Below are 15,324 nucleotides of genomic sequence, written 5' to 3'. Positions count from 1 at the left end.
GGCAGTTCCAGCCCGTCCGGCGACCGAGGACGCAGGGTCAGGTGGTGACCGGCTCCTTCACGGGTTCCGGCCCGGCCTCCGCGCCCCGCCCCGCCAGCCGCTCGCGCCAGGCGAACAGCACCGCCTCGTCGGTCGGCTTCGTCGCCAGGGACACGATCACGTACACCGCGAGCGAGGACAGCAGACCGTAGTAGACCGGCTCATTGGCAAGGATTCCGTACGTGGCCATCAGGCCGATCACCGCGATACCGCCGACGCACACCGCCGCCAGCGCACCCTCCGCCGTCCCGCGGCGCCACAGCAGCCCGCCCAGGATCGGCACCAGGAGTCCGGCCACGAGCAGGTTGTACGCCACGGTCAGCGCCTCGACGACGTCGTTGAGCGCGATCGCGATGAGGATGACGGCGATACCCATGATCAGGATGAACGCGCGGTTGCCCTTCACCTCGTCGCGTTCCTCCTCGCCGCCGCTCTTGGCGACCGCCCCACGGAGCCTGGACCAGATGTCGTTGTTGGCGACGGTGGCGCAGGCGATCAGCGCACCGGATGACGTCGACATGACCGCGGCCAGCGCGGCGGCCAGCACGAGCCCGCGCACGCCCATCGGCAGTTCGTCCTTGACGATGGTCGCGAACGCCGCGTCCGCGCTGGGCAGGGTCGGATAGATGACCTTGGCCGCCGTTCCGATGACCGCTCCGGCGATGGCGTACACGAGGCAGTACGTACCGGCGACCGTGCCGCCCCAGCGTGCCGTCCGGTCGGTGCGGGCGGTGAACACGCGCTGCCAGATGTCCTGGCCGATCAGCATGCCGAAGGTGTAGATCAGGACGTACGTGAAGATCGTTTCGCCGCCGATGCCCAGCGGGTCGAAGTACTCGGTGGGCAGCTGGGCCTTCATCTCGCTGAAGCCACCGGCCTTGACGACCGCGATGGGGAGCAGGAGCAGCAGCACGCCGATCGTCTTGACGACGAACTGCACCATGTCCGTCAGCGTGATCGACCACATGCCGCCGAGCGTCGAGTACGCGACGACGATGGCGCCGCCCAGGATGATCGAGATGGTCCGGTTCATGTCGAAGAGGACGTCGAAGATGGTGGCGTACGCGATGGTCGAGGTGACCGCGAGCATCAGCGTGTACGCCCACATGACGAGTCCGGAGATGATTCCGGCCCGGCCGCCGTAGCGCAGGTCGAGCATCTCGGAGACGGTGTAGACCTTCAGCCGGGCGATGCGGGCCGAGAAGAAGACGGACAGGGCGAGGAGCCCGAGGCCGATGGTGAAGACCATCCACGCGCCGGAGAGTCCGTACTGGTAGCCCAGGCCGACACCGCCGATCGTGGAGGCGCCACCGAGGACGATGGCGGCCATGGTGCCGGAGTACATCCAGGGGCCGAGCCGGCGGCCCGCCACCAGGAACTCGCTCTTGGACTTGGCGCGGCGCATGCCCCACCAGCCCATGGCGAGCATGCCGGCCAGATAGACGACGATCACGGCGTAGTCGACAGCCATGGGCTTTCCCTCCGTCTCGCTCAACAGGTTGGTGAAGACGGTAGGTGGCCGATAAGCAACCATGAAGTGTACGTTTCAGCCATTCTCGAAGCGCTGAATGGATGGACCATCCATGCCGGACTCCCCCACCGCACCGCCCACCCCGCCCGTCCCGCTGGCCGAGCTGCTGGCCAGGGAGGAGCTGGGGCTGCGCCGGATCGCCGGTCCCCGCGACGCGAACCTGCTGTGGGTGCACACCTCGGAGATGGCCGACCCGTATCCCTACCTCCTCGGCGGTGAGCTGCTGCTGAGTGCCGGGGTGCTGCTGAAGGACCCGGACACCTATGTCGCGCGGCTCGTGGAGGCGGGGGCGGCCGCGCTCGGGTTCGGGGTTGCGCCGGTGCACGACACGGTGCCCCGGGCCCTGGTCGAGGCGTGCGACCGGCACGGGCTGCCGCTCCTGGAGGTGCCGCCCGAGACGCCGTTCACCACGATCGCGCGGGCCGTGTGGCGACTGATGGCGGAGGCGAGGCACCGGGAGCTGCGCCGGGTGACCCGCGCCCAGCAGGCCCTGGCCTCGGCTGCGGCCAGGCCCGACCCGGTGCCCGCGGTGCTGCACCAGCTGGCCGTGCAACTGGCGGGGCGTGCGGCCCTCCTGACCGCCGAGGGCGAGGAGCTGCACGCGTCGGGCCGCCGCCCGGCCCCCGGGGCTCAGGAGGCCCTCGCCCGTCTGTCCCGGGTGGTCTCCCCCGCGGCCCGCCCCGACCCGGCCCCCGCATCCGCCACCGACACGGTCGGCGGCACCCAGCTGTCCGCGTACCCGCTCGGCGGCGGCCAGGGGCTCGTCCTCGCCCTGTCCGCCGGCCGGCGCGAGCAGGGGGACCACACGGTGGCCGGTATCGCGGTCGTCCTGCTCTCCCTGCTGACCGCCCCGCACCAGGGCGCCGACGCGGCGGGCCGTGCGGCCGCGCTCGTACGGATGCTGCTCGGCGCGGCCCCGGCGGACGTCACCCCGCTCCTGGGCGCCGCCGACCACTGGACGGTGGTCCACGCGCGCCGCCCCGGCGGCGCGCCCGCCGACCCGCTCACCGCAGGGGCGCTCGGTACGGCACTGGGCTCGGCCCTCGTCGACGCGGACCGTCACGCCGTACGCGTCCTGGTCACCGACGCCGACCGGATCACCCCGCAGCCCGGCTGGACACTCGGCGCCTCCGCCCCCGCCCCGGTCACGGCCCTCGCGGCGGCCGACGCCCAGGCGGCCCGCGCCCTGAGCCGCGCGGAGGCCACCCGTACGCCGCTCTCCGTACACCGCCCCCCGACCGGCCTGACGGAACTGGTCCCCCGCGACCGGGCCGAGGCCCATGCCCGCGCCCTCCTCGCCCCGCTCACCGAACCGCTGACCGAGACCCTGCGGTGCTGGCTGAGCCTCCACGGCAGCTGGGACCGCACGGCGGTCGCGCTCCAGGTCCACCGCAACACGGTGCGCCAGCGCATCGCTCGCTGCGCGGCGCTGCTGGAAGCGGACCTGGACGACATGGACGTACGCACGGAGCTGTGGTTCGCGCTGGGTCACCGCTGAACCGGGGCCCGGCTGAACCGCGGCCCGGCCGCCGAGCGTGCCGAGCATCACCCTGGACAGGTGCGGTGACTGGCGGGTAACTTTTAACCAGGTCTGAGCAAGCGCTTAGCCAGCCCGCCGGAAGCTCACGCCGAGCTGACCGAAGCCGACAGAGGAGGCACCCCGTGCGCCGTACGGTATTCAACGAGGACCACGAGGCGTTCCGGGAGACCCTTCGCGCCTTCATCGAGGCCGAGGTCGTTCCCGTCTACGACGAGTGGTTCACCGCCGGCCAGGCGCCGCGCGACTTCTACTACAAGCTCGGCGAGCTGGGTGTCTTCGGCATCTCGGTCGAGGAGGAGTTCGGCGGCGCGGGTGTCGACTCGCACAAGTACGAGGCCGTGCTCCAGGAGGAATGCGCACGCGCGGGCGTCTCCTTCGGCGGCTCCGGCGTGCACGTCCTGCTCGGCCTGCCGTACATCAAGATGCTCGCCACGGGCGACCAGAAGAAGCGCTGGCTCCCGAAGTTCGTCAGCGGCGAGGAGATGTGGGCCCTCGCGATGACCGAGCCGGGCACCGGTTCCGACGTCGCGGGGATGAAGACCAACGCGAAGCTCTCCGAGGACGGCACGCACTACGTCCTCAACGGCTCGAAGACCTTCATCACCGGCGGCGTGCACGCCGACCGGGTGATCGTCTGCGCCCGTACCTCCGCCCCGCGCGAGGACGACCGCCGCTTCGGCATCTCGCTCTTCGCCGTCGACACCAAGTCCGAGGGCTACTCGATAGGCCGCAAGCTCGACAAGCTGGGCCTGAAGGTCTCCGACACCGCCGAGCTGGCGTTCGTCGACGTGAAGGTGCCGGTCGAGGACCTGCTCGGCGAGGAGAACAAGGGCTTCGGCTACCTGGGCACCAACCTGGCCTCCGAGCGCTGGGGCATCGCCTTCGGCGCGTACGCCCAGGCCGCGGCCGCCGTCCGCTTCGCCAAGGAGTACGTCCAGGACCGCACGGTCTTCGGCAAGACGGTCGCCTCGTTCCAGAACACCAAGTTCGAGCTGGCCGCCTGCCAGGCCGAGGTGGACGCTGCCCAGGCCGTCGCCGACCGTGCCCTGGAGGCCCTGGACGCCGGTGAGCTGACCGCCGCCGAGGCCGCCTCCGCCAAGCTCTTCTGCACCGAGGTCGCGCACCGCGTGATCGACCGCTGCCTCCAGCTGCACGGCGGCTACGGCTTCATGAACGAGTACCCGATCGCCCGCCTCTACGCCGACAACCGGGTCAACCGGATCTACGGCGGCACCAGCGAGGTCATGAAGTCGATCATTGCCAAGTCGATGGGCCTGTAGAGCAGTTACGTTCCCCTCATGAGCGCAGCACTCGACTCCCTGCTCGATCTGCTCGACCTGGAGCGGATCGAGCGGGACATCTTCCGGGGCACGAGCCGTTCCGCGGTCGTGCCCCGGGTCTTCGGCGGTCAGGTCGCGGCCCAGGCGCTGGTCGCCGCGGGCCGGACCGTCCCCGCGGACCGCACGGCCCACTCCCTGCACTCCTACTTCCTGCGTATGGGTGATCCGGGTGCCCCGATCGTCTACACCGTCGACCGCATCCGCGACGGCCGGTCCTTCACCACCCGGCGGGTCGTCGCCGTCCAGCACGGGCAGCCGGTCTTCCACCTCTCGGCGTCCTTCCAGACGTACGAGGAGGGGCTGGAGCACCAGGCGGACATGCCGCCCGCCCCGGACCCCGACACGCTGCCCACCGCGGCGCAGATGCTGCCCCGGTACGCGGACCGGTTCGTCGATCCGGGTGTCATGGACCGGCTCCTGGAGGCGCGGGCGGCGGTCGACCTCCGGTATTGCGACGCCCCTCCCTTCGCCACGGTCGGGGACCCGCGGGAGCCCCGCTCCCAGGTGTGGTTCCGGACGAACGGCAAGCTCGCGGACGACCCGCTCCTCCATGTCTGCATGGCCACGTACGTCTCCGACATGACGCTGCTCGACTCGGTGCTGCTCGCGCACGGGCGCGGCGGCTGGGCGGTCGGTGACGTGGTGGGCGCGAGCCTGGACCACGCGATGTGGTTCCACCGGCCGTTCCGTGCGGACGAATGGCTGCTGTACGACCAGGAGTCGCCGTCCGCCTCCGGCGGGCGCGGGCTCGGGCAGGCCCGTATCTACACCCAGGACGGCCGGCTCGCGATCACGGTCATCCAGGAGGGCGTGATCCGCGCCCCGCGGGGCTGAACAGGTCACAGCCACCCGACTCGGACATACTCCCCACCATGACCGATGCTAAAAGTGGTGGTGGGGAGTCCACGTTCACCGTCGTCGTCGCGGCGACCGCCAATCTGGGCATCGCCGTGGCGAAGGCGGTCGCCGGACTGATCAGCGGGTCGAGCGCGATGCTCTCGGAGGCCGCGCACTCGGTCGCCGACACCGTCACCGAGGTCATGCTCCTGACCGCGCTCCGGCGCAGCGGGAAACCGGCCGACGAGGAACACCCGCTCGGTTACGGCCCCGAGCGCTACATCTGGGCGATGCTCGCCTCCATCGCCACGTTCGTCGGCGGCGCCGTCTTCTCCGTCTACGACGGCGTGCACACCCTCGTCGCGGGCGAGGAGCTGGGTGATCCCCTCGTCTCGTACCTCGTGCTGGGCGTCGCCTTCCTGCTGGAGGGCTACTCGCTGCGTACGGGCGTCAAGCAGGTCCGCCGTGAGGCCGCCCGGCTGCACTCCCCCGCCGGCTACTACCTGCGCCACACGCCCGACACGGCCGTCAAGGCGGTCGTGATGGAGGACTCCGCCGCCCTGATCGGGCTGCTGCTCGCCGCGGGCGGTCTGCTCGGCGGCCAGCTCTCCGGCTCCGGCGTCTGGGACGGTGTCGCATCGGTCCTGATCGGTGTCCTGCTCGTGTACGTGGCCTGGGTGCTCGGCCGCTCCAACGCCCAGTTGCTGATCGGCCGTCCGCTGCCGAAGGCGATGCGCGACGGCGTGCGCGAGGAGCTGCTCTCTGTCCCGCACATCATGGGCGTCCTGGAGCTCACCACGCTCATCCAGGGTCCGACGGAGATCCTGATCGCCGCGAAGATCGACTTCCGGGACGTGGCGAGCGCCGAGCAGGTCGAGTGGGCCTGCGAGGAGGCGGAGGCGCAGCTGCGGGAACGCTTCCCCGCGATCCGCCGGGTCTATCTGGATCCGACGCCGGGCCCGGGTCAGCGCGAGGACGGCCGGTCCACGTCCGGCCGTGGGTAGGGGCGGCCGGTCCCGGCGCCGGGACCGGCCGCCCAGGAAGGCCACGGCGGCGCTCCCGTCCCGGCCCCGTACGGGGTCAGAGCAGTCCCGCCGCGTCCAGGAGGTAGTCGGTCATCGGGTCGTAGAAGCGCGGATCGGTGACGTGGTCGTCCAGCGGCACCGTCACCTGGAGCGTGCCTTCCGCCTCGCCGAGGAACAGCGCGGGGTCGTTGGAGTCCGCGTAGCCGACCGCGTCGATGCCCCGCTGGCCCGCGCAGCCTGCCCACCCGTGGTCGGCGACGACGAGATCGGGCCGCGGCCGGCCCTCGCGCTCGAAGCCGTCCAGGATGGCCGCCATCGGGGCCGGTGAGTGGGTGTGCCACAGCGACGCCCCGTGCTCCAGGACGGCCACGTCCGCGAACTGGAAGACCATGCCCTCGTCCGTCCTCAGCCCCTGCGGAATCCGTACGATCTCGCATCCGGCGGCCCGCAGCGCGTCCGCGGTCTGCCGGTGCACGTCCAGCAGGCCGCCCGGGTGGCCGGTCGCGAACAGGACCCGCTCCGAGTCGGCGGCCGCCTTGCGCAGCCTCGCCGCCATCCGGTCCAGCGCGTCGACGGTCAGCTCCGGGTCGATGGTGTCCTGCCCGAACCTGTGCTCGGGGTCGTCGCTGACCCCGCAGCGCTCCGCCATCACGGCGAGCACGTCCTGCTCATCGGCCCAGCGGTCGCCGAGCTCCAGACCCAGCCAGTAGTGGCGGTCACCGTTGGCGAGCTTGCGGTAGTGGGAGAGGTTGTTGTCGCGCGGGGTGGCGACGTCTCCGGCGATACGCGTACGGACGAGGTGGTCGACGAGGGCGGCACGGCTGGGTATCGGCATGAACCCATTGTGCCGTCAGGGGTGCGCAGTGTGCCGGGCGTCTTGCACGACGGACGGCGGGTGGCTCCGACGGCCTACGCGGACTACGCCCGGGAGGCCGCCGCCGCGAAGGCTCCGCGCGCCAGCCGGTGCAGCAGCGCAGCCGTCGCGTCACGGTCCGGGAGGGCGCCGGTGAGGTGCGGCGTGGAGTTGAGCAGGCCGAAGACCGCGTGGACGGTCATCCGGGCCTCGGCCTCGGCCAGGGCCGGGTACAGGGCGCGGACCGCCTCGACCCAGACCTCGACGTACTGCCGCTGGAGCTGGCGCACCCGCTTGCGGTCGGCTTCCCGGAGGCGGTCCAGCTCGCGGTCGTGGAGGGTGATCAGGGGGCGGTCGTCGAGGGCGAAGTCGATGTGCCCCTCGATGAGCGCGTCGAGGAGCGACTCCGGCGAGCCGTCGCCGGCCGCCGCGTCCTGCGACACGCGCATCCGTCCACCGTCGAGGAGGCGCTCGCTGATACCCACCAGCAGTTCGGCGAGCATCGCGTCCTTCCCGGGGAAGTGCCGGTAGAGGCCGGGGCCGCTGATACCGACGGCGGCCCCTATCTCGTCGACGCCCACTCCGTGGAAGCCGCGCTCGGCGAAGAGGCGCGCCGCCTCCCGGAGGATCTGCTCGCGGCGGGTGGGAGCCGCGACTCGGGCGGTGGCATGGGTGCTCATGGAGATTCATTCTAGACAGGGCCGTTAGCGCTCGTTAACCTGAGCGCAATGCGTTAACGGTCATTAACCAGTGCGGTACGGGCAAGGGGGCTCGAACGATGCAGCAGGCACCGGTCCTGGCGAGCGCGGCCGATCCCGCCTCGGAGGCCTGGCAGGCCAACGAGGCGGCGCATCACGCGCTCGCCGACGAGCTGCGGGCGCGGCTCGCCACGGCACGTCTCGGCGGGGGTGAGAAGGCCCGCGCCCGGCATGTGGCGCGCGGCAAGCTGCTGCCCCGTGAGCGGGTGGACACCCTGCTCGACGCGGGCTCGCCCTTCCTGGAGCTGGCACCGCTGGCGGCCGAGGGGCTGTACGGGGGCGCCGCCCCGGCGGCGGGAGTGATCGCCGGAATCGGCCGGGTCAGCGGCCGGGAGTGCGTGATCGTCGCCAATGACGCGACCGTCAAGGGCGGCACGTACTACCCGATGACGGTGAAGAAGCATCTGCGGGCCCAGGAGGTGGCGCTGGAGAACCGGCTGCCCTGCCTGTACCTCGTCGACTCGGGCGGCGCCTTCCTGCCCCTTCAGGACGAGGTGTTCCCGGACCGGGAGCACTTCGGACGGATCTTCTACAACCAGGCCCGGATGTCGGGCGCCGGCATCCCGCAGATCGCCGCCGTGCTCGGTTCCTGCACGGCAGGCGGGGCGTACGTCCCCGCGATGAGCGACGAGGCCGTGATCGTCCGCAACCAGGGCACGATCTTCCTCGGCGGACCGCCGCTGGTGAAGGCCGCGACCGGCGAGGTCGTGACGGCCGAGGAGCTGGGCGGCGGCGAGGTGCACTCGCGGACCTCGGGCGTGACCGACCACCTCGCCGAGGACGACGCCCACGCCCTGCGGATCGTGCGGAACATCGTGGCCACCCTGCCGGACCGCGCACCGCTTCCGTGGCCGGTGCGGCCGGCCGAGGAGCCGAAGGTCGACCCCGCCGGGCTGTACGGGGCGGTGCCCGTCGACTCGCGGACGCCCTACGACGTACGGGAAGTGATCGCCCGGGTCGTGGACGGCTCGCGCTTCGCGGAGTTCAAGGCGGAGTACGGGACCACGCTCATCACCGGCTTCGCGCAGATCCACGGCCACCCCGTCGGCATCGTCGCGAACAACGGCATCCTGTTCTCGGAGTCCGCCCAGAAGGGCGCCCACTTCATCGAGCTGTGCGACCAGCGCGGCATCCCGCTGGTGTTCCTCCAGAACATCTCCGGCTTCATGGTCGGCCGCGACTACGAGGCCGGCGGCATCGCCAAGCACGGCGCGAAGATGGTCACCGCCGTGGCCTGCACCCGGGTGCCCAAGCTGACCGTGGTGGTCGGCGGGTCCTACGGGGCGGGCAACTACTCGATGTGCGGGCGGGCCTACAGCCCCCGCTTCCTGTGGATGTGGCCCAACGCGAAGATCTCCGTCATGGGCGGCGAGCAGGCCGCTTCGGTGCTCGCCACCGTCAAGCGCGACCAGCTCGGCGACGACTGGAGCGCCGAGGACGAGGAGACCTTCAAGGCTCCGATCCGCGCCCAGTACGAGCAGCAGGGCAACGCGTACTACGCCACCGCCCGGCTGTGGGACGACGGGGTGATCGACCCGCTGGAGACCCGGCAGGTGCTGGGGCTCGCTCTGACCGCCTGTGCCAACGCCCCCCTGGGTGACCCCCAGTTCGGCGTCTTCCGGATGTGATGTGAGGACTTCCATGTTCAGCACTGTTCTGGTCGCCAACCGTGGCGAGATCGCGGTCCGGGTCATCCGGACCCTGCGCGAGCTCGGTGTGCGGTCGGTCGCCGTCTTCAGCGACGCGGACGCGGACGCCCGGCATGTACGGGAGGCCGATACGGCGGTACGGATCGGGCCCGCACCCGCCGCCGAGAGCTATCTCTCCGTGGAACGGCTGCTGGACGCCGCCCGGCGCACCGGCGCCGAGGCCGTCCACCCCGGATACGGATTCCTCGCCGAGAACGCGGGCTTCGCGCAGGCGTGCGCGGAGGCCGGACTCGTATTCATCGGGCCGCCCGCCTCCGCGATCTCGCTGATGGGCGACAAGATCCGGGCCAAGGAGACGGTCGCGGCGGCGGGTGTGCCGGTCGTTCCCGGCTCCTCGGGCAGCGGACTCACCGACGCCCAACTGGCCGCTTCCGCCCGCGAGATCGCCATGCCCGTCCTGCTGAAGCCCTCGGCGGGCGGCGGCGGCAAGGGCATGCGGCTGGTGCGCGACGAGAGCCTGCTCGCCGAGGAGATCGCGGCGGCGCGGCGCGAGGCCCGCGCCTCCTTCGGCGACGACACACTGCTGGTGGAGCGGTGGATCGACCGGCCCCGGCACATCGAGATCCAGGTCCTGGCCGACGGCCACGGGAACGTGGTGCACCTCGGTGAGCGCGAGTGCTCCCTCCAGCGCCGCCACCAGAAGATCATCGAGGAGGCACCCTCGGTACTCCTCGACGAGGCGACCCGGGCCGCCATGGGCGAGGCGGCCGTGCAGGCGGCCCGCTCCTGCGGCTATGTGGGCGCGGGCACGGTGGAGTTCATCGTCCCGGGCGACGACCCCGCCGCGTACTGCTTCATGGAGATGAACACCCGTCTCCAGGTCGAGCACCCGGTGACGGAGCTGATCACCGGACTCGACCTCGTCGAGTGGCAGCTGCGGATCGCCGCCGGTGAGCGACTGCCGTACAAGCAGGACGACATCACGCTCACCGGCCATGCCATCGAGGCCCGCGTCTGCGCCGAGGACCCGTCCCGCGGTTTCCTGCCCTCCGGCGGTACGGTGCTGCGGCTGAATGAGCCGCAGGGCGACGGGGTCCGCACGGACTCCGGCCTCAGCGAGGGTGTGCCGGTCGGCAGCACGTACGACCCGATGCTGTCGAAGGTCATCGCGTACGGCCCCGACCGGGCGACGGCCCTGCGCCGGCTGCGCGCGGCCCTCGCCGACACGGTGGTGCTCGGCGTCCCGACCAACGCGGGCTTCCTGCGCCGGCTGCTCGCCCACCCGCTGGTGGCCGCGGGCGAGCTGGACACCGGGCTGGTGGAGCGCGAGGTGGCGGGGCTGGTCCCCGACGGCGTACCGGAAGAGGTCTACGGGGCGGCGGCACTGCTCAGGCACTCCTCCCCCGCCCCCGCGCCGGACGCCTGGGCCGACCCGTTCTCCGTAACGAACGGCTGGCGCCTCGGCGGCACCCCGGCCCCGGCCGTCCGCCATTTCCGGGTCCCCGGGCACGAGCCGGTGCGGACCGCTCTGCGCCCCTGGCCGACGGGTGCCGAGCTGACGCTCGGGCCCACCGTGGACAGCGGCCGGGCCGAGGACGTCCAGGCCGACGCCTGCGGGCCGGTCCCGCCGCAGCCCGGTGCGCAGGCGGTCCGGCTCGTCGTCGGGTCCGGCCACCGGGTCACCGTCGAGATCGACGGGCTGACCCACACGTTCGACCATGCCGCGTCGCCGGAGGGCAGCTGGCTGGGCCGGGACGGCGACACCTGGCACGTCCAGGACCACGACCCGGTGGAGGCGTCCCTCAGCGGCGCCGGACGCTCCGGGCTCGACACGCTCGCCGCGCCCATGCCGGGGACCGTCACGGTGGTGAAGGTGGCCGTCGGGGACGAGGTGACCGCCGGGCAGAGCCTGCTCGTCGTCGAGGCGATGAAGATGGAGCACGTCATCTCCGCGCCGCACGCCGGCACCGTGACCGAACTCGATGTCACGGCGGGCGCCACCGTCGCCATGGACCAGGTGCTGGCCGTCGTGACCGCCAGGGAGGAATCATGACCGAGGGACTTCCCATGCGGGTCCCCGCCGAGGGCCTGCCGCCCCGGGTCCGCATCCACGAGGTCGGGGCCCGCGACGGACTTCAGAACGAGAAGACGGTCGTCCCGACCGAGGTGAAGGCGGAGTTCATCCGCCGACTGGCCGTCGCCGGGCTCACCACGATCGAGGCGACCAGCTTCGTCCACCCGAAGTGGGTGCCCCAGCTGGCGGACGCGGAGCAGCTGTTCCCGATGCTCGGCGACATCGCGGACGTCGGGGACGTCTCGCTTCCCGTCCTCGTGCCCAACGAACGCGGCCTCGACCGGGCCCTCGCGCTCGGCGCGCGGCGGATCGCGGTGTTCGGGTCGGCGACCGAGACGTTCGCCGCCCGCAACCTCAACCGGACCGTCGACGAGTCGCTCGCCATGTTCGAGCCGGTCGTGGCCCGCGCCAAGGCCGACAAGGTGCATGTGCGCGGCTATCTGTCGATGTGCTTCGGCGATCCGTGGGAGGGGCCCGTCCCCGTCGGCCAGGTCGTCCGCGTCGCCAGGGCGGTGATGGACCTCGGCTGCGACGAGCTCTCGCTCGGCGACACGATCGGCGTGGCCACGCCGGGCCATGTCCGGGCCCTGCTCTCCGCGCTGAACGAGGCGGGCGTCGCCACCGGCACCATCGGCGTGCACTTCCACGACACGTACGGACAGGCCTTGTCCAACACCCTCGCCGCGCTCCAGCACGGGGTGACGACCGTGGACGCCTCCGCCGGCGGCCTCGGCGGCTGCCCGTACGCGAAGAGCGCGACCGGCAACCTCGCCACCGAGGACCTCGTCTGGATGCTCGAAGGTCTCGGCATCCACACCGGGGTCGACCTCGCCGAGCTCACCGCCACCAGCGTGTGGCTCGCCGAACAACTGGGCCGACCCAGCCCTTCACGTACCGTCCGCGCACTCTCGGTGTAACAAGCGCAGTCCCACAAGGAGTGAACACCACCATGTCCCTGGACCACCGGCTGACCGCCGAGCACGAGGAACTGCGCCGCACCGTCGAGGCGTTCGCGCACGACGTGGTCGCGCCGAAGATCGGCGACTTCTACGAGCGCCACGAGTTCCCGTACGAGATCGTGCGGGAGATGGGGCGGATGGGACTGTTCGGTCTGCCGTTCCCGGAGGAGTACGGCGGCATGGGCGGCGACTACCTCGCCCTCGGCATCGCCCTCGAAGAACTGGCCCGGGTCGACTCGTCCGTGGCGATCACCCTGGAGGCCGGGGTCTCGCTGGGCGCGATGCCGGTGTTCCGCTTCGGCACGGAGGAGCAGAAGCGGCAGTGGCTGCCGAGGCTCTGCTCGGGCGAGGCGCTCGGCGCGTTCGGCCTGACCGAGCCGGACGGCGGCTCGGACGCGGGCGGCACCCGCACGACGGCGGTGCTGGACGAGGCGACCGGTGAGTGGGTGATCAACGGTTCCAAGTGCTTCATCACCAACTCCGGTACGGACATCACCGAGCTGGTCACGGTCACGGCGGTGACCGGCCGCAAGGAGAACGGCGCCCCGCGCATCTCCGCGATCATCGTGCCGTCCGGCACCCCCGGCTTCACGGTCGCCGCCCCGTACTCCAAGGTCGGCTGGAACGCCTCGGACACCCGCGAGCTGTCCTTCAGCGACGTGCGCGTCCCCGCCGCGAACCTGCTCGGCGAGGAGGGCCGCGGCTACGCGCAGTTCCTGCGCATCCTGGACGAGGGCCGGATCGCCATCTCGGCACTGTCGACGGGCCTGGCGCAGGGCTGTGTGGACGAGTCGGTGAAGTACGCGGCGGAGCGGCACGCCTTCGGCAAGCCGATCGGCGCCAACCAGGCCATCCAGTTCAAGATCGCGGACATGGAGATGCGCGCCCACATGGCCCGCATCGGCTGGCGCGACGCGGCCTCACGGCTGCTGGCGGGCGAGCCCTTCAAGAAGGAAGCGGCGATCGCGAAGCTGTACTCGTCGACGGTGGCGGTGGACAACGCCCGCGAGGCGACCCAGATCCACGGCGGCTACGGCTTCATGAACGAGTACCCGGTGGCCCGGATGTGGCGCGACTCCAAGATCCTGGAGATCGGCGAGGGCACGAGCGAGGTGCAGCGGATGCTGATCGCCCGCGAACTGGGGCTGCCGGCCTGACGTTTGGGGCTTGCTGCTTACGGTTTACGGCTTACGGCTTGGCTTTCGGCTTTCGGCTTGGCTTTCGGCGAGGAGGCCGCCGTGCGCGTGCGGTGACGCGGCGCACGGCGGCCTTCCGCTCGGACGGATCAGCCGGTCAAGCCGCCCATCGGCCCAGGCAGCGCACAGCTCATTCTCCGTCCGGGCCGCCCGGCGCCCCGGGCTTGCCGCCGTCCATCGGAACGGCGCGGCGCAGCGTGCGGATCGCCGGAGTCACGAGCAGCGCCACGCAGCCCGCCAGGCAGGCGCCCGCCGACACCAGCAGCAGCCGCCCCGGGGAGGCCAGCGCGATGGCCGGCCCCGCCAGCATCTGGCCCAGCGCGATCCCGGACACCGAACCGGCCAGCTCGTACGCGGAGACCCGGTTGAGCACCGCGGGCGGGGTGTGGGTCTGCACGCTGGTCGCCCACATCACCGACCAGAACGCCAAGGCGCCGCCGCCGAGAACGTGGCCCGCAAGCAGCACCGGCAGGCCGGCGTCCAGCGCCACGCAGAGCGGCAGCGCGGTGTACAGCGCCATCGCCACCGCGCCCGCGGCCAGCGGCCGGGCCGGGCGCAGCCGCAGGGCCAGCAGGCCGCCGAGCACCGTTCCGACGCCGAGGAAGGACACCGCCAGGCCGTAGGCGTTCGGGCCGAGCCGGGCGCCGACCAGCGCCGAGCTGAGCGGTACCAGCGGGCCGAAGAGCAGCACGCCGTAGCCCACCCAGATCAGGATCACCGCCCACATCCAGGTGCGGGAGCGGAACTCCTGCCAGCCCTGGCGCAGGTCGCGAAGGAGTGCACTGCCGGTGCGGGCGGCGGAGTCGGCACCGGCCGGGGTGTCGGTGGGCACGTCGGCCGGGGCGAGCCGGATGAGTGCCAGGCACAGCGCGCTGAGCAGGAAGGTGCCGCTGTCGATCGCGTACACGGCCCCGGCGCCGGTCAGCGCGATCAGCACCCCCGCCAGGGCCGGGCCGAGCAGGTGGGCGAGCGCGTCGGCCACCTTGAGCGTGGCGTTGGCCCGCTGCGGCTCGGCGGCGACCAGCGGGACCATCCCGTTAGCCCCCGGCAGGAACATCGCGACGGCCGCACCGGCCAGTGCCGCCATGGTCACCAGCAGCCAGAACGGCGGCGGCCCGGCGAAGAACGCGGCAGCCAGCACACCCTGGGTGAGCACCCGGACGAGGTCCGCGCAGACCATCAGCCGGCGCGCGCCGAACCGGTCGGCGAACACCCCGCCGAACAGGACCAGAAGGACGAAGGTCCCGGTCCAGGTGCCGAGGACGAAGCCGACCCCGGAAACCCCGTACAGCGCGCCGACGGCGAGCGCGGTGGCCACCGGCATCATCGCGTCGCCGAACATCGAGACGGTGCGGGCGGTGAAGTAGAGCGTGAAGCGCCGGTCCCACAACGGGGGACGGGCGGGCGGCCGGACGGCCGGCGGATCGCTCCGGGCGGTCTGGCCGTGTGTCTGGGTCTGTGTCTGGCTGTGTGTCGGTGTCTGCGAGGTGGTCACAGATCAGATGCTGGACTGGACCAATCAA

At 71.9% G+C, this 15,324-nt stretch carries 12 protein-coding genes; 8 read left to right on the top strand and 4 right to left on the bottom strand.

The window, feature by feature from the left end:
• Nucleotides 1-37: 37 nt before the first annotated feature.
• Nucleotides 38-1,510, bottom strand: coding sequence for a sodium:solute symporter (locus ACFWSK_RS29135; protein ID WP_383792410.1), 1,473 nt, complete (start codon nucleotides 1,508-1,510; stop codon nucleotides 38-40).
• Nucleotides 1,511-1,622: 112 nt separating this feature from the next.
• Between ACFWSK_RS29135 and ACFWSK_RS29130 the strand changes: the two genes are divergently transcribed.
• The 4 genes from ACFWSK_RS29130 to ACFWSK_RS29115 all read left to right on the top strand — a co-directional run bounded on the left by ACFWSK_RS29130 (nucleotide 1,623) and on the right by ACFWSK_RS29115 (nucleotide 6,291).
• Nucleotides 1,623-3,068, top strand: a complete 1,446-nt coding sequence (locus tag ACFWSK_RS29130) for a PucR family transcriptional regulator ligand-binding domain-containing protein (RefSeq protein ID WP_383792408.1) — start codon at nucleotides 1,623-1,625, stop codon at nucleotides 3,066-3,068.
• Between the two features lie 164 nt (nucleotides 3,069-3,232).
• Nucleotides 3,233-4,390, top strand: coding sequence for an acyl-CoA dehydrogenase family protein (locus ACFWSK_RS29125; protein WP_383792405.1), 1,158 nt, complete (start codon nucleotides 3,233-3,235; stop codon nucleotides 4,388-4,390).
• A gap of 18 nt (nucleotides 4,391-4,408) precedes the next feature.
• The gene (locus ACFWSK_RS29120) at nucleotides 4,409-5,284 is read left to right on the top strand and encodes an acyl-CoA thioesterase (protein ID WP_383792402.1); all 876 of its coding nucleotides are present in this window, start codon (nucleotides 4,409-4,411) and stop codon (nucleotides 5,282-5,284) included.
• Between the two features lie 38 nt (nucleotides 5,285-5,322).
• Complete coding sequence (locus tag ACFWSK_RS29115) at nucleotides 5,323-6,291, top strand: cation diffusion facilitator family transporter (protein ID WP_383792400.1); 969 nt, start codon at nucleotides 5,323-5,325, stop codon at nucleotides 6,289-6,291.
• Between the two features lie 76 nt (nucleotides 6,292-6,367).
• Here ACFWSK_RS29115 and ACFWSK_RS29110 read toward each other — a convergent pair whose 3' ends face one another.
• Nucleotides 6,368-7,147, bottom strand: a complete 780-nt coding sequence (locus tag ACFWSK_RS29110) for a phosphatase (protein WP_383792397.1) — start codon at nucleotides 7,145-7,147, stop codon at nucleotides 6,368-6,370.
• Nucleotides 7,148-7,230: 83 nt separating this feature from the next.
• The gene (locus ACFWSK_RS29105) at nucleotides 7,231-7,845 is read right to left on the bottom strand and encodes a TetR/AcrR family transcriptional regulator (RefSeq protein ID WP_383792394.1); all 615 of its coding nucleotides are present in this window, start codon (nucleotides 7,843-7,845) and stop codon (nucleotides 7,231-7,233) included.
• 98 nt (nucleotides 7,846-7,943) lie between these two features.
• Between ACFWSK_RS29105 and ACFWSK_RS29100 the strand changes: the two genes are divergently transcribed.
• From ACFWSK_RS29100 to ACFWSK_RS29085, 4 genes are read left to right on the top strand one after another with little or no spacing between them, the layout of a single operon-like run.
• Nucleotides 7,944-9,551 carry a carboxyl transferase domain-containing protein gene (locus ACFWSK_RS29100; RefSeq protein ID WP_383792391.1) on the top strand — a complete coding sequence of 536 codons (1,608 nt, stop codon included), beginning with the start codon at nucleotides 7,944-7,946 and terminating at the stop codon, nucleotides 9,549-9,551.
• Nucleotides 9,552-9,564: 13 nt separating this feature from the next.
• Nucleotides 9,565-11,625 carry a biotin carboxylase N-terminal domain-containing protein gene (locus ACFWSK_RS29095; protein ID WP_383792387.1) on the top strand — a complete coding sequence of 687 codons (2,061 nt, stop codon included), beginning with the start codon at nucleotides 9,565-9,567 and terminating at the stop codon, nucleotides 11,623-11,625.
• Entirely contained in the window at nucleotides 11,622-12,563 is a 942-nt protein-coding gene (locus tag ACFWSK_RS29090) for a hydroxymethylglutaryl-CoA lyase (RefSeq protein ID WP_383792384.1), read from the top strand. Before ACFWSK_RS29095 ends, ACFWSK_RS29090 begins: the two co-directional genes overlap by 4 nt.
• Nucleotides 12,564-12,595: 32 nt before the next feature.
• Nucleotides 12,596-13,762, top strand: a complete 1,167-nt coding sequence (locus ACFWSK_RS29085) for an acyl-CoA dehydrogenase family protein (RefSeq protein ID WP_383792381.1) — start codon at nucleotides 12,596-12,598, stop codon at nucleotides 13,760-13,762.
• A gap of 169 nt (nucleotides 13,763-13,931) precedes the next feature.
• Here the strand turns inward: ACFWSK_RS29085 and ACFWSK_RS29080 are convergent, their stop codons facing one another.
• On the bottom strand, nucleotides 13,932-15,296 hold the full coding sequence (locus ACFWSK_RS29080) for an MFS transporter (RefSeq protein WP_383792379.1): 1,365 nt from the start codon (nucleotides 15,294-15,296) through the stop codon (nucleotides 13,932-13,934).
• Nucleotides 15,297-15,324: the final 28 nt, after the last annotated feature.

Origin of the sequence: Streptomyces sp. NPDC058620, assembly GCF_042717135.1 — a bacterium.
GTDB lineage: Bacteria > Actinomycetota > Actinomycetes > Streptomycetales > Streptomycetaceae > Streptomyces.
The sequence above is the reverse complement of the archived record's forward strand: the minus strand, read 5'-3'. Positions and strand labels throughout refer to the sequence as shown.